12 protein-coding genes are annotated in these 13,065 nt (G+C 50.9%); 5 read left to right on the top strand and 7 right to left on the bottom strand.

Annotated features, from left to right (window positions below; all coding sequences use genetic code 11):
- Positions 1 to 15 precede the first annotated feature (15 nt).
- On the top strand, positions 16 to 1,239 hold the full coding sequence (locus F0L74_RS15040) for a hypothetical protein (protein WP_149838664.1): 1,224 nt from the start codon (positions 16 to 18) through the stop codon (positions 1,237 to 1,239).
- 1 nt (position 1,240) lies between these two features.
- Here the strand turns inward: F0L74_RS15040 and F0L74_RS15035 are convergent, their stop codons facing one another.
- The 4 genes from F0L74_RS15035 to F0L74_RS15025 form a co-directional block, all read right to left on the bottom strand.
- Positions 1,241 to 2,050 carry a DUF4846 domain-containing protein gene (locus F0L74_RS15035; RefSeq protein WP_213086971.1) on the bottom strand — a complete coding sequence of 270 codons (810 nt, stop codon included), beginning with the start codon at positions 2,048 to 2,050 and terminating at the stop codon, positions 1,241 to 1,243.
- Positions 2,051 to 2,076: 26 nt separating this feature from the next.
- Entirely contained in the window at positions 2,077 to 3,711 is a 1,635-nt protein-coding gene (locus F0L74_RS15030; RefSeq protein ID WP_149838663.1) for a DUF4932 domain-containing protein, read from the bottom strand.
- Between the two features lie 99 nt (positions 3,712 to 3,810).
- The gene (locus F0L74_RS33280; protein ID WP_188316014.1) at positions 3,811 to 3,948 is read right to left on the bottom strand and encodes a hypothetical protein; all 138 of its coding nucleotides are present in this window, start codon (positions 3,946 to 3,948) and stop codon (positions 3,811 to 3,813) included.
- A 10-nt stretch (positions 3,949 to 3,958) separates the two neighbouring features.
- Positions 3,959 to 5,716, bottom strand: a complete 1,758-nt coding sequence (locus F0L74_RS15025; protein ID WP_149838662.1) for an ABC transporter ATP-binding protein — start codon at positions 5,714 to 5,716, stop codon at positions 3,959 to 3,961.
- A gap of 102 nt (positions 5,717 to 5,818) precedes the next feature.
- On the opposite strand from F0L74_RS15025, the gene F0L74_RS15020 reads away from it, so the two are divergent.
- Positions 5,819 to 6,988: a M20 metallopeptidase family protein gene (locus F0L74_RS15020; protein ID WP_149838661.1), complete on the top strand. Its 1,170-nt coding sequence runs from the start codon at positions 5,819 to 5,821 to the stop codon at positions 6,986 to 6,988.
- Positions 6,989 to 7,069: 81 nt separating this feature from the next.
- Here F0L74_RS15020 and F0L74_RS15015 read toward each other — a convergent pair whose 3' ends face one another.
- From F0L74_RS15015 to F0L74_RS15005, 3 genes are read right to left on the bottom strand one after another with little or no spacing between them, the layout of a single operon-like run.
- Positions 7,070 to 7,477 (bottom strand): c-type cytochrome, encoded by a 408-nt coding sequence (locus F0L74_RS15015; protein WP_188316013.1) that lies wholly within the window; start codon positions 7,475 to 7,477, stop codon positions 7,070 to 7,072.
- 10 nt (positions 7,478 to 7,487) lie between these two features.
- Positions 7,488 to 9,683, bottom strand: coding sequence for a xanthine dehydrogenase family protein molybdopterin-binding subunit (locus tag F0L74_RS15010; protein WP_188316012.1), 2,196 nt, complete (start codon positions 9,681 to 9,683; stop codon positions 7,488 to 7,490).
- The gene (locus tag F0L74_RS15005; protein WP_149838658.1) at positions 9,670 to 10,155 is read right to left on the bottom strand and encodes a (2Fe-2S)-binding protein; all 486 of its coding nucleotides are present in this window, start codon (positions 10,153 to 10,155) and stop codon (positions 9,670 to 9,672) included. Before F0L74_RS15005 ends, F0L74_RS15010 begins: the two co-directional genes overlap by 14 nt.
- A 203-nt stretch (positions 10,156 to 10,358) precedes the next feature.
- Between F0L74_RS15005 and F0L74_RS15000 the strand changes: the two genes are divergently transcribed.
- The 3 genes from F0L74_RS15000 (at position 10,359) to F0L74_RS14990 (ending at position 12,951) form a co-directional block, all read left to right on the top strand.
- Complete coding sequence (locus F0L74_RS15000) at positions 10,359 to 11,420, top strand: sensor histidine kinase (protein WP_149838657.1); 1,062 nt, start codon at positions 10,359 to 10,361, stop codon at positions 11,418 to 11,420.
- Positions 11,395 to 12,102 carry a LytR/AlgR family response regulator transcription factor gene (locus tag F0L74_RS14995; RefSeq protein WP_149838656.1) on the top strand — a complete coding sequence of 236 codons (708 nt, stop codon included), beginning with the start codon at positions 11,395 to 11,397 and terminating at the stop codon, positions 12,100 to 12,102. Before F0L74_RS15000 ends, F0L74_RS14995 begins: the two co-directional genes overlap by 26 nt.
- Positions 12,103 to 12,183: 81 nt before the next feature.
- A complete protein-coding gene (locus tag F0L74_RS14990; protein ID WP_149838655.1) occupies positions 12,184 to 12,951 on the top strand; it encodes an SDR family NAD(P)-dependent oxidoreductase in 768 nt (255 codons plus the stop codon).
- The last annotated feature ends 114 nt before the right edge of the window (positions 12,952 to 13,065 follow it).

Raw genomic sequence — 13,065 nt, 5'->3', positions numbered from 1 at the left:
ATTATACTACCCCTTTTGTTAACCAGTTTTGTTAACACTGCCTGCGGCCAGGCGGATAAATGGACCGGCTCCTGGCAAATCATTGTTAAACAGCCGCCCATGCAGGAGATGGTCATGGACCTGCAGATAGGCGTGCCACAACAAGGTGTGCTGTATCCCGCTAAAATAAAACTGCATTACGGGCAATATACCGGTGTATATGAATTGCTGCTGGCCCGTAAGAATGACAATCAGCTGGGTATTGGTAAAGCGAAATACCCCTTGCAGGAAACGCCTTTTAAATTGGGTATCTGGTTATGGTACCTGAACGGTACGCTGGATTATCACGACGGTAGGATCTCCGTGCAACGTATGTGGATAGACGGCTTTGGCATCTGGATGCGCAACCTGTATGCTGATGGGGACTGGTGGGTAAGTACCAAGGTAGACTTGCGTGATTTCCTGTACCGGGAACCCATCACCCTAAAGAAATTGAATAATAAACCCCTTTCAGACTCCAGCGTACGCCGTGTGCTTGATCTGCCGTATTCTGATCTTTATTTTGGTATTTATGACCGTATTACAGTCAGCGACAGCATGATCTTTATGCGGGTGGAAGACCAGGAGAAATATGACCGGGACACTGTTACGCTGCTGCACAACCGCGACCCGCTGTTTAGCCGCGCGGAGATCAACGATAGCAACCGCCGTTTGAATGTGCGGCTGGATACGGGCCGGAACCTGTTTGTTTTCTTTGCGGATAATTATGGGGGAATGCCGCCTAATACCGGTAACCTCTATATGAAAATGGACGGCAAAGAGTATAGCTTTGATTTCCGGGACCGGCCCAATAATTATTCCACCTTCCTGGTAGCGGATATTTACCGCGGCCCCGGCGATAGCAGTAAACTAAGCAGCCTGGCAGGCGGCAGGACCACAGAGCCGGTAGCCACCATCCAGGTGGATACCGCTAATATTGTACTGGAGCTTTGGGATGGGCAGATGGAGGACGGGGATAGTATTTCCCTGCGGTTAAATGATCAGTGGGTAGCGACTGGGTTCCCCGTAAAGCATGTGCCCCAGCAAATACCTATCCGCCTGCATAAAGGGGAAAATACGCTGTTGTTTATGGCGGATAACCTGGGCAAGATACCGCCTAATACCGCTCAGTTGTGGATACGTTTTGGCCGTAATGACCGCACGCTGGGACTGAATACGGATATGAAGCGGAATAATGCTATCAGGTTGATATTGGAGTGATTTACCAGGGGAACCGCTTCAGGCTGCCTGGGGCAAAATCCCATTCCGGCGTTATGAGCGGCGCGGCGGGCGAGACCTCATACCAGGGGCTTTGCGGGTGAGCGGGGTTAACGAGGATGTGGATATCCTGCGCCGGCATATAACTCTGCGCCAGCAGGAACTGCCGCCTGCCGGCTTTGTTTACCGCTACATCTGTTACGATCACTGCATGCCCCGGCGAGCCGCCGGTAATAAATACATCTCCAGGTAATATATCTTCTGCCTTTTTTAATTCCTTGCTCAGGGATAAGGTGCCGGCGTAGGAAAATACGGTGTTCAGGTATTGATCAAAACTAGCGCGGCTGTTACTCGCTGCCGCGATATGCCGCCGTACCAGCCTGCCTTTCTGCAGCACAAAACGGGTACCCTGCCGCCAGCTGTCATAATCCATACGGGTACCGTCTGTAGCATGGAACACTATCTTATCGTATTGCTGTGCAGCAAAACGGTATTCCGCATACAGCCGCATCACGGCATCCGCGCATTGCTGCAGGTCTTTTTTACCTACGGATACGTCCAGTACGGCAAACTGCGCCTGCTGGTTGGTTTTCTTTTTGCCGTTATAGAGGTATACCGTTTTATCTTTTTTGAGCGGTATTTTCCGCAACCAGGCGCCAAAGGCCCCTGCTGGCTGCTCCAGGCGGTTAAAACCGGCCGGCGCCGCGATATCTGCCACTGTTTGCGCCTGCGATGGTGAGGTTGTCACCAGGAATATAAAGAATGGGAAAAAGTATCGCATACGGTATAGATGCAGGGCCGGGATAGTTTCCATACAGGGCCCGGTTTTTTGTGATAAAGTTATTCATCTGCAAACCAAATCTGCATCATACGGCGATAATCCCCGCTTTTTATCGTGACCAGGTTTTCCGCTATCCAGTAGTTATGCGCTTCTTTTTGTGCAGAGTAGAAATAATTACGTATATCCGCTGCCTGTTGGGCGGTGTGTATGAGCATGGTATGGGCCGGGTTGGCAGGGTTTACCCAGGTGGTCACTACCTGGAAATGCCGTCCGTGTAACAGGTTGCCGGCCAGTACGGTGCTGTCCGTTATCTGCAGGGGCATACCCGCCATATGCTGGCGCAGGAAGGTATTGCCATGTGGGGTGCCAAACACCATGATATCGCAGTGGCTGAGGTCTGTTTTTAATGCCTCGTTATCCGTGATGATGTTTATCCGGCTATTGACCATATTCCTATATTGTTCTACGTAGGCCTTTAATCCAGCCATGGCGGTTTCATCGTTTTCATGGGAGGAGATGATGAATACCATGCTGCTGTCATAATGTACCTGTGCGGGTATGGGAATGTGCGCTACATCCGGTTGGCGGTATTGTTGTACCAATGCCTGCAGGCGGGCAATGTCCTGCTGCGTAATGCTATCCAGGCAGGGGAGTATATGCGGGAAGAAATTGCTGAAATGCGGATAACGTTGCCGTTGCTGCTCATATTGCTGCAGGCGGTTGCACAGCGCGTCGATATAAATAAAACGGCGGCCTATCTCCATTTTGTGGTAGTAGCTTTGTGCAATGGCTTCGCCAAAACGCTGGGTAGCCAGGCGTATGGTGGCGGCGCGCACCAGGTGCTCCTGCACTACGGTAAGCCAGTTATCGTAGGCTTGCTGGGCCATAGATTGTTTGATGGGCTCCCAGAGATGCTCCGTGGGGGCAACATCTGCGGCATGTACCAGGTAATTAATGAAAGAGTGGCTGAACTCGTGATAAATAAGATCGTACGTGCTGAAGGAGGGCGTAAAGGAAGGCAGATCGCCCTGACTGCCATTGGTGGAGATAACGGCGTATAGCTGCCGGCCTTCGGGTGTTTGTACGGATGGGCCAAAATTACCTTCTCCTTCCAGCAGGTTCAGGATAATGTTATAACCCGCATGCTGTTGGCCATAATACTGCTCCAGGCGTGTTCTTTCATTAAAGTCGCGGAAATGGTACTGGGTATTTTGCAGGATCATGCGGTAAAAAGGGGCATGGGCGTTAAAGAACTCCGCAAAATAACTGTCCTCGCAGAACTGTTTAACGGCTATTGCCAGCTGTTTGATGGTATCTATGCCGCCGGCGCCTTTGGCCACGCCAGGGTCTATGCCGGGTTGTAGCTGCAATGTTTTGTCCAGCTGGAGCATAAAGAAAAGGGGATTATCCACGCCCCAGCCTTTCATACGGCAGCGGATAAAGAACTGCAGGCCGGGATGTTGTTCATACGCGCTAAAGCGCCCGAAGATCTCCTGCTTATAAGCGGTGGCATTGGCGGTAATGGTGGGAATGCCGGCCAGCATGTTCATGACGTTGTACAGCTCTATCCGTGGGTCAATGCTGAACACAATGCCTTTCTGGTCAAAGGAAAAATCCTGGAAACGGGTAAGGGAAAAGGCCCGCTGGCTGTGAATGGTCAACAAGACCAGCAGGCATAGGATCAGTTTTTTCATGCACCAAATGTGAAAAAAATCAGGCGGCCGTTTTTATAAATGGGACGGGACGGAGGAAATTTGGGCTGACCGCCTGCTTATGTGTGGCGGAATGATTTATTAACCTGCAAAAGGATAATCCGTATATCCCTTTTCGCTGCCGCCGTAATAGGTGGCGGGGTCTGATGTACCGTAATAGATGGCGGTAAAAGAACGGATACTGCCAATATAATGGGTTGTTTTATCAAATAACAGCAACAACAATAGGTTATGCCACTGTACTGCTGCGCCTTTCTCCTACCTGCTGCCGCCACATGGCATAATACAATCCTTTTTGTTCCAGAAGCTCTTCGTGGGAACCTGTTTCTGAGATCTTCCCTTTCTCCAGTACATAGATCATATCCGCATGCATAATGGTAGATAAACGGTGTGCGATGAGGATGGTGAGTTGTTCGCGGCTCATAGATACATCGCGGATGGTATTGGTGATATCTTCTTCTGTGAGCGAATCCAGCGCGGAAGTAGCTTCGTCAAATATAAGCAGCCGGGGATGCCTTAATAGCGCCCGGGCAATGGAGATACGTTGTTTTTCCCCGCCGGATAGTTTCATGCCGCTTTCGCCCAGCACGGTGTTAATCCCTTTCTCTGACCGGGCCAGCAGTGGGGCGCAGGCGGCTTTGTTCAACGCTTCTATGATCTCTTCATCTGTAGCGTCTGCCTTTACAAACAGCAGGTTTTCCTTGATAGTGCCGGCGAATAGCTGGGTATCCTGTGTTACAAAGCCTATCTGGCGGCGCATTTCATTGTAGCGTATATCTGTGGATGGCACTTCGTTAAAGAGGATGTTGCCGTTAACAGGCCGGTACAGGCCTACCAGCAGCTTTACCAAGGTGGACTTGCCGGAGCCCGAGGGGCCTACAAAAGCGATGGTCTCGCCGAGGTTCACCTCAAAGGAGATGCCGTCTATCGCATTCATGTTGGCCGTTTTATGGCGGAACACCACCTCATCGAACCTGATGCGTTGCAGCAGGCCTGTTTCTACCGGTGTGTCCGGACGGCGCTCCACAGGTTTCTGCATCAGCTGGTCAAAATTATGGATAGAGGCTTCTACCTCGCGGTAGTTCAGGATAATATTGCCCAGATCCTGCAAGGGGCCAAAGATGGAAGTGGAGATGAATTGCATGGCGATCAGTTCCCCGGTGCTTAATACCTTGCGGAAAATAAGCCATAACAGTATAAACAGGATGGATTGTTTTAAGAGGTTGAGCGTGGTGCCCTGCAGGAAAGAAAGCGTGCGTACCTTGGTGGTCTTGATCATTTCCAGATCGTAGATCTGCTGCGTTTGCAGCTTCAGGCGGCGTATTTCCGGGAAGGTGAGGCCCAGGCTTTTCACCAGCTCTATATTACGCAGGGATTCTGTGATCACGCCGGATAGTTTGTTGGTTTCCTTGTTGATGGAGCGCTGGACGGTCTTGATCTGTTTACTTAACAGCCCGGTGAGGGAGCCCAGCACCAGGATACCTATTACAAAGATGGGCACCAGCATCCAGTTACGGGTGATGGAGTACCATATAAGGAACCCCATGCCTACTACGGAAGAGAACAGCACGTTGATAAAAGCGTTGATAAACCTTTCTGTATCCGTTTTTACTTTTTGCAGGATGGAGAGCGTTTCGCCGCTGCGTTGCTCTTCAAACTCCTGGAAAGAGAGGCGGAGGGTTTGTTTTAACCCATCATTGAAGATCTGCATGCCAAACAGCTGCACCGCCTTACGGGTAAAATACTCCTGGAAAGCGCGGGCTATGCGGGATGCCACGGCAATCCCGATGGCGATGCTGAGCCAGTACAATACGCCGGTGACCAGCTGCTGCTCGTTCAGGTGGCTGGCATTGGTGGCGTAGTTATCGATGATCTTGCCAAAGATGATGGGATCCGTGAGGCTTAATAGCTGGGCAATGGCCGCCAGCAGCAGTGCCAGCCCTACCCACCACCGCTGTTCGTTAAAGTATTTCCAGAGGGTTCGCATGCTTAATAATAAGGAAATAATGGCATTTGCCCAATAGTAATGGGCTGCTTACATTTACAGGATGGTTGATAGGAGCCATATCATCACTAATAATTAACATTCATGCAAGACACGCTGTTCCAGGAATTGATAGGTATCCGCAGGCAATTGCATCAGCACCCGGAGTTAGGGTTTACGGAGTTTAAGACGTCCGCGCTTATACAGGAGCAGTTGCGGGCAATGGATATACCTTTTGAAATGGTAGCCGTTACCGGTGTGATAGGTACGCTGCAGCAAGGCGAGGGGCCGGAAATAGTATTGCGGGCGGATATAGACGCGCTGCCTATTATGGAGGATACAGGGCTGCCTTTTAGCTCTGTGCACGACCGGGTAATGCATGCCTGTGGTCATGACCTGCATACCACCATACTGCTGGGCGCTGCGCGTTCACTGCGCGAACGTTCCTTCAACGGCACGGTAAAGCTGGTGTTCCAGCCTTCTGAAGAGGGAAATGCCCGCAGCCCGGAGAAGGGAAAATCCGGCGGACAGATCATCGTTGAAAGCGGTAAGCTCAACAACGCCAAAGCCGCCCTGGGTTTACATGTGCATCCACTGCTGCCGGTCGGTGTGCTGGGATACCGGAATGGGGAGGCGCTGGCCAACGTAAGCAATTTCTTTATCCGGATCTATGGGAAAGGCGGGCATGCCGGTTCGCTGGAGCATGTGATAGACCCGGTGCTCATCAGCAGCCAGGTGGTAGTAGCGGCACAATCCATTATTTCGCATACGGCCACGGTGCAGGCGGCGGTACTGGCCTTTACCAATGTAGCCATCTCCGGTGAGCCCAGTCATAATGTGATACCGGAGCAGGTGTTGCTGCAAGGCTCGTTGCGCGCGCTGAATATTGACACCTATCGCAAAATAGTGGCCCGTCTGGAAAATCTGTTGAAAGGCATGGAGCTTTCCTTTGGTTGCCGTATAGCACTGGAATTTACGGCCTATTATCCCAGTTTGCTGAATGATGCCGGTATACATGCGCAACTGGCGCCGGTACATGAACAGGTGTTTGGCGCCGGGCAGGTACGGGAAGGCGCAGGCCAGCTGATAGCGGAGGATTTTGCGTTTTACTCCCGCATTATGCCATCGCAATTTTATTTCCTGGGCGCACAGCAGGAGGGTAATGACGCTTTTTTCCTGCATCATCCAAAGGTTAGTTTTAACGAGGATTGTATAAAGCCCGGCGTGGCTTTTTTAACGGAAGGCGCGCTGCGGTTACTGGAAAGTTTTAGCTAAAACTTCACCACCCCTGAACAGAGGCGGTGTAATGAAGGGTCGTCTAAAGGGGTAGACGTTATCTATTTACCCAGTAATTTCTTATTTCCGCGTTGCCTTCACGGTGGCGGGTTTTACCATCGCCCCCTTGTTGCCAAAGGAATTACGTACATAATTGAGGATATCGCTAACGGTGGAATCCGGCAGGTTTATACCCGGCATAGGCTGGCTATAGGTTTTGCTTTTTGCCGGTGTGGCCCCGGCGCTACCGTACAGGATCAACTGGATGGCGCGTTTGGGATCCGCCACCAGGCTGCCTGATCCTGCCAGGGGCGGGTATATCCCCTCCAGCCCCTGGCCCTGCTGCATATGGCAGGTGAGACAGTAGGTAGCGTACAGCGGTTTGCCGCGCGCTACACTGGCTGTCAGATCAGACGATGGTTGCCGCTGAATGGATGCGATAAGCAGCAGCAACGTACAGTATATAGGTCCCAAAGCGAATGTTGACATAGGTGATGAGTTACACATTATCCAGTTTGCAGGGCAGCTTGCGTACCCGTTTGCCGGTAGCGGCATATACTGCATTTAAGAAGGCCGGCACCACTACGGGATTGGCCAGTTCGCCCAGGCCCCAGGGTTGGGTATCTTCTGTTTCCACAAAAAACACCTCAATATCCGGGCACTCGTTCATACGCATGAGCCTGTGCTGATGGAAATTGCCCGCAGTGGCCCGTCCTTTTTCTACCGGCACGCCGCCATACAATGCGGCAGAGAGGCCCCATACTACGCCGCCTTCTATCTGGTTACGCGCGCCGGAAGGGTTTACCACCATGCCACAGTCCACCGCGCAGGTAACCTTGTTTACGGTAATGTTATTATCATGCACGGTCACCTCCGTTACAATGGCGCAGTAAGCGTTTCCATAAGGGTATACGGCCATGCCGCGGCCTTGTCCGGGTGGCATGGGCTGGCCCCAGTTGCTCTTCTCTTTTACCAGCTTTAACACGCCTATCAGGCGGGAGTTGCTGATCTTATCTGTACGGCCGGTATGTGCTTCGCGGCCTTCTTTAAGCAGGGACAGGCGGTATTCATATGGATCTTTTTTGAGAAGGGCGGCTATCTCATCTATAAAACACTCGCTCAGCGCCCAGCCATTGCTGGTAACGGCGCGCCAGGCGGTGGACTGTAGTATGCTGTCGTTGGTCAGGTCTTCAAAATCGTAGCGGATATTAGGAATGTTGTAACCGTTGGTGGTGAGCTCTGTAGCAGGGAATTTGCGGTCCCACATGTAGGTACGGCATTCCTTTTCATACCAGGCGTACAGCTGGTTGTCCGCATCCAGGCCCGCTTCATAATCCATACGCTGGTAGGGATGCACGGCATTGGTCTGGTGATCATCGTCCCGGGTCCAGATCATTTTTACGGGGATGTTGCCTGCCGCTTTGGATATTTGTACCGCCTCTATGGCGGCATCCGGGAAAGCCCTTCTGCCATAACCGCCACCGGAGGGGTAGAGATGTACCTGGATACTTTCTTTTGGTAAGCCAAACAGGCGGTTGATCTCGTCTATGATATACTCCGGCCATTGGGTGCCCAGCCATAATTCGCAGCTATCGCCCTTAAAATGGGCGGTACAGTTCAGCGGCTCCAGGATGGAATGCACGATATAAGGAAATATATAGGTAGCCCGCAGGCTTTGTTTTACGTGATCTATGTTGGCGATGGCGTTTTCATCACCCGTAAACCCTACGGGGTCTGTACGATGTTCACCGCGCTGTTGTGCCAGGGCTTCAAAGTCTGCGAGGCTCCGGGTACCGTTCACCCCCTCGTCCCATTTAATGGCGAGCAGGTCGCGGGCTTTTTTAGCGGCCCAGAATGAGTCTGCCACTATGGCCACACCTTCCCTTATATCGTAGGGGTATACCGGACCTTGTACGCCGGCGATAGGTTTAGTGGTGACTACCTTCAGCACGCCTTTTACTGCCATAGCTTTAGCGGCATTGTAGGAGGCCAGTTTACCTTTAAATACCGGGCAGCGGGCTACCAGGGCATATTTCATACCAGGTACCTTAGCATCTATACCATATTGGTGTTTACCGGTGACCAGGAGGGGCAGGGTTTTGGAATACTGTCCTTTGCCGATGATGGTAAAATCCTGCCGGCTTTTGAGCTTTGGCTCCGCTGGCGGCGGTAGTTTGCCGGCTTCTATGGCCAGTTCGCCAAAGCCTGCTTTTTGGTGGGTAATGCGGTTGATGATGAAATGGTTTTCTGCATAACAGTTATCTGCTGTTGTATTCCATTGTGTGGCGGCGGCCTGGATCAGCATTTCCCTGACGGTGGCGCCGGCCTTGCGCAGGATGGGCGTCATTTGTATGACGCTATAGCTGCCGCCGGTGCCATGGCCGCCCAAGGTGCTTTCCGGGTACCGGGTGGGATTGGCGGCGGGGAATTCTACCCTTACCTTGCGGAAATCTGCGCAGAGCTCTTCTGCAAACAACATGGCCAGGGAGGTGGTAACGCCTTGTCCCATTTCATGTTTGATCACTTTAAAAGTTACGTCGCCATTGGGGTGTACGGACAGAAAATCGCCCAGCACGGCGTCTGCCGCCATGGTAGTACCGGTAACGGCGGTAATGGCTTTGGCAAAGCCGGAGAAGCTGAGCATAAAGCCGCCGCCTGCCATGGGCGCCACCCGGATGAAGTTACGCCTGTTCATGGGAGATGGTTTTGTCCTGTAAAGCAATAGCGGTCCTGATGGCCCTGCGGATGCGCACATAAGTACCGCAACGGCAGATATTGCCGGCCATGGCTGCATTAATCTCTTCGGCGGAAGGAGAGGGGGTATCCTGCAGCAAGGCTGCAGCACTCATGATCTGCCCGGCCTGGCAATACCCGCATTGCGGTACATCTTCTTTTATCCATGCCAATTGCAATGGATGCGTGCCTTCCGGCGAGAGCCCTTCAATGGTCACGATCTTTTTACCGGCAGCCAGGCCGCAGGTAAGCATGCAGCTGCGCATGGCCTTCCCGTCTACATGCACGGTACAGGCGCCGCATTGTGCAATGCCGCATCCATAACGGGTGCCGGTTAAGCCGGCATAATCCCTGATCAGCCATAAGAGGGGCATCTGCGCATCTACCTCAAAAGAATGCGCCTCGCCATTGATGGTAAAATGAAGGAAGGCCATAGTACAGCGTTTTGTCTGTATCAATATTAGGTACAAACTTCTAGTGGTCAAGGGCTATTTAGCCCAGCGCACTTATAATTCGTCCACCGTGGGTTAGGCAGGATCAATGCCGTTGGTGGGCAAAACAGGTTGTTGGTCGAAAGAAGCCCTGCCTTACTTTGTTATTGAAAAGATATCGGTAATTTTAAACAGGCGAATTTGTGATGAACAACACCAAAAAAAACATAGCATTCAGCTTATTATTCTGGGCCTTCTATTTTCTGTACGAATGGGTAGGCAATGCATCAGTAGACAGCGAGTATAAAAGGTATTTTATTAATGCCATTGTGATCGTCCCTATCACTTTTTTTGCTACCTGGCTTACCATTCATGTGCTGATAGAACGGTATTATTTTACCGGCAAACGAACGGCCTTCTGGCTGCTATTTGGCGGTAGTGCGGTGGTGCTTACGCTCATCCGCCGGGCATTTAATTACTACTATACTTATCCGCTCTATTATCCGCAGGGGCAGGTCACCATGCCTTACCTGTTTCCACCCAAACTGCTCATAGAGGCGGTGAGCATGTACCTGATTGTGGCGTTGTATGCCATGTTCTATTTTCTGCGCGCCTGGTACGAGCAGCAACGGGCTACGCAGCAGTTGCTGAAAGATAAGGCAGAAGCCCAGCTGGAACTGTTGAAATCGCAGGTGCAGCCGCATTTTATCTTTAATACGCTTAATAATATCTACTCGTATGCTATGCAGAATAACCAGCAAACAGCGGAGCTGATCTACCGGCTCTCTGCCTTGCTGAGTTATATGCTATATGATAGCCGCCAGACCACCATTGCGCTGAGCAAGGAGCTGGAGTATATCAATAATTATATAGAACTGGAAAAGATCCGGTACGGCAAAAGGCTGGATGTATCGTTTAACATATTTGACCCTGTTGATCATTTTAAGATACCGCCTTTACTGTTGTTGCCATTGGTGGAGAACAGCTTTAAACATGGCGTATCCAGTAATCTTAAAGACTGCTGGATACGGATGGATATTTCCCTGAAAGATGAATGGCTGTCTGTAAAGATCGAGAATAGCTATGAAGAGCGGGATTATGCGCATAATGGCCATAAAAATGGTATAGGTCTTGAAAATGTGAAGAAACGCCTGGAGATCCTGTACCAGGGCAAACATGAGTTCCGCTGCATACAGGAAGGCGATTCCTTCCTTACTATATTAAAGCTTAAAAAGCCAGCGCATGAAAGTACGATGCATGATCATTGATGATGAACCGCCGGCGCAGGAGCTGTTGCGTTCCTATGTATCAAAGATCGAGCACTTTGAGATCACCGCCGTATGCAGCAACGCGCTGGAAGCATTTGCTATGCTGCAGAAAAATACGGTGGATATTATCTTCCTGGATATTGCCATGCCGCAGATGTCGGGCCTGGAACTCATCCGCTCCCTGCCGCAAAAGCCGCCGTTCATCTTCACTACCGCTTTCCGCGAATACGGTGCTGATGGCTATGAGCTGGATGCGCTGGATTACCTGGTAAAACCCATCACTTTTGACCGCTTCCTGAAAGCGGTGGCTAAATTCCATCAATATAAAACCTATCTTAATCAACATGAGGCAGGGCATTTATCCAATGCTTTTGAGCAGGCTTACCTGTATTTTAAAGTGAATAAAGAGCTGGCCAAAGTGTACCTTAAAGAGATCATCTATATAGAAAGCATTAAAGATTATATCCGTATTGTAACGGATTCCCGCTCTATGGTCACCTACCAGCGCATCAGCTATATGGAAGAGAAGCTGCCGGAGAGCCGGTTTATGCGCGTGCACAAGTCCTACATTATTGCGCTGGACCGCGTAAGCGGTTTTTGCAATGACCTGGTGGCCATTGATAAATACTCCATTCCTGTAGGCAGAAGTTACAAACAGAAATTCATGGAATACCTGCGTTAAAGGCCCTGGCATTATTATGATGATGGACCGGAAATGAGTATATTAACGTTCCGGAATGTTCATCATCAAAAGATATTGTTTATGGCTGAATTTAAAGACCAGGTAGCTATTGTTACCGGCGCAGGACAGGGTATTGGATACGAGATGTGCCGCCAGCTGGTAATGCAGGGCGCTGCTGTTATTTTGAATGATATGGATGCCGCGTTGGCGCAACAGGCTGCGAAGGATATTGATGCCGACGGGCAACGGTGTATAGCTGTTGCCGGCAATGCATCGGAACAGGCAGTGATCCAGCAGATGGTACAAACCGCGGTAGACCGTTTTGGCCGGTTGGATATTGTGATCGGTAATGCGGGCATTACCTTGTTTGGGGACTTCTTCACTTATCCTGAAACAGATTTTTATAAAGTATTACAGGTAAACCTGGGTAGCAACTTTTTCCTGGCACAGGCGGCCGCGCGGCAAATGAAGACGCAGGGAGAGGGCGGTTCCATCCTGTTCACCTCTTCCGTTACCGGTCACCAGGCGCATAAGAACCTGGCGGTATATGGCATGACCAAGGCCGCATTGGAAATGCTGGCTAAAAGCCTGGTAGTGGAGCTTTCGCCCTTCCGCATCAATGTAAACGCAGTGGCGCCCGGCGCTACACTTACGGAGCGTACCAGTTCAGAAAAGGACTACGAAAAGATCTGGTCGCGTTTAACGCCTATGGGGCGGCCTGCATCTGTAGCAGATATAGCAGCAGCGGCCCTTTTCCTGGTATCCCGCCCGGCGCGGCATATTACCGGGCAAAGCCTGGTGGTAGATGGCGGATGGACTTCCGTAAGCCCATCGCCTTACGAAGCATGATAACTTGAAAAGAAGATGCCACTTATCCTCTATATACACGCTTTATCATTTAAAAGACGCGTGGTTTTTATTTCTTTCAATAGCGTATTAAATTCACGCTGTACTTGTTAGCGT

This window comes from Chitinophaga agrisoli (assembly GCF_008386695.1).
Taxonomy (GTDB): Bacteria; Bacteroidota; Bacteroidia; order Chitinophagales; family Chitinophagaceae; genus Chitinophaga; species Chitinophaga agrisoli.
The sequence above is the reverse complement of the archived record's forward strand: the minus strand, read 5'-3'. Positions and strand labels throughout refer to the sequence as shown.

Coding starts and splice junctions, on each gene's coding strand:
- F0L74_RS15035 (WP_213086971.1), bottom strand. CDS start 2,050: ATGGAAACTATCCCGGCCCTGCATCTATACCGTATGCGATACTTTTTC.
- F0L74_RS15030 (WP_149838663.1), bottom strand. CDS start 3,711: ATGAAAAAACTGATCCTATGCCTGCTGGTCTTGTTGACCATTCACAGC.
- F0L74_RS15025 (WP_149838662.1), bottom strand. CDS start 5,716: ATGCGAACCCTCTGGAAATACTTTAACGAACAGCGGTGGTGGGTAGGG.
- F0L74_RS15020 (WP_149838661.1), top strand. CDS start 5,819: ATGCAAGACACGCTGTTCCAGGAATTGATAGGTATCCGCAGGCAATTG.
- F0L74_RS15015 (WP_188316013.1), bottom strand. CDS start 7,477: ATGTCAACATTCGCTTTGGGACCTATATACTGTACGTTGCTGCTGCTT.
- F0L74_RS15010 (WP_188316012.1), bottom strand. CDS start 9,683: ATGAACAGGCGTAACTTCATCCGGGTGGCGCCCATGGCAGGCGGCGGC.
- F0L74_RS15005 (WP_149838658.1), bottom strand. CDS start 10,155: ATGGCCTTCCTTCATTTTACCATCAATGGCGAGGCGCATTCTTTTGAG.
- F0L74_RS15000 (WP_149838657.1), top strand. CDS start 10,359: ATGAACAACACCAAAAAAAACATAGCATTCAGCTTATTATTCTGGGCC.
- F0L74_RS14995 (WP_149838656.1), top strand. CDS start 11,395: ATGAAAGTACGATGCATGATCATTGATGATGAACCGCCGGCGCAGGAG.
- F0L74_RS14990 (WP_149838655.1), top strand. CDS start 12,184: ATGGCTGAATTTAAAGACCAGGTAGCTATTGTTACCGGCGCAGGACAG.